Origin of the sequence: Alteromonas sp. MTD1, assembly GCF_042848195.1 — a bacterium.
Classification (GTDB): domain Bacteria; phylum Pseudomonadota; class Gammaproteobacteria; order Enterobacterales; family Alteromonadaceae; genus Alteromonas.
Genome location: NZ_BTGG01000025.1, coordinates 1 through 534 on the forward strand (window position 1 = coordinate 1; position 534 = coordinate 534).

Consider the following 534-nt stretch of genomic DNA (forward strand, 5'->3'; position numbering starts at 1 on the left):
GGCCCGCATAACGGGCAAAAATACGTAGGCTATAATACAGAGCGAAGCGAAGGGAGCCTACGTGTTTTTGTCCCTAGCGAGAGCAGCGAGTGTTAATGCGTTTGTTATATGCCTTACTAACTTATAACCTTGTCTTCGCTCCAAAAAAGCGAAACCTTTTGCCACCACAATTTAGTTTGAGGCAACAAAAATGGCTCAATTTTTTGCGGTACGCCAACACCTACAACGTTAGTATTTTGCAAGTCCTCTAATAGCCCAACTGTAGCAGCTTCTTTTACAAATTTATCGCCTTCTAAATGCCACCGTTCTACTACAGAAAAGATGTCCCTAAGTTCTTCTCCATCAGATTTCTCAACTAACGTTGATACATACCTGGCTAAATCTGATAAAGCTAAATACACAGGAACCTCATTTTCATCTGACCATTCGTCAAGAAACTCATTCCAAATAGGTTTAAAGCCTTCGGCGACTTGAAGGATCGGTAACATCATAGTTTCTTTAGAGAGCATCTATTAAACCCACATGGCATATAAC

General features: G+C 40.8%; 1 protein-coding gene. It reads right to left on the minus strand.

Going from position 1 to position 534, the window contains the following annotated elements:
* Positions 1 to 116: 116 nt before the first annotated feature.
* The gene (locus ACGHAV_RS16945) at positions 117 to 509 is read right to left on the minus strand and encodes a hypothetical protein (protein WP_390383375.1); all 393 of its coding nucleotides are present in this window, start codon (positions 507 to 509) and stop codon (positions 117 to 119) included.
* Between the last annotated feature and the right edge of the window lie 25 nt (positions 510 to 534).

Excerpts from the sequence above, each read along its gene's own strand:
- ACGHAV_RS16945 (WP_390383375.1), bottom strand. The coding sequence starts at position 509 with ATGCTCTCTAAAGAAACTATGATGTTACCGATCCTTCAAGTCGCCGAA.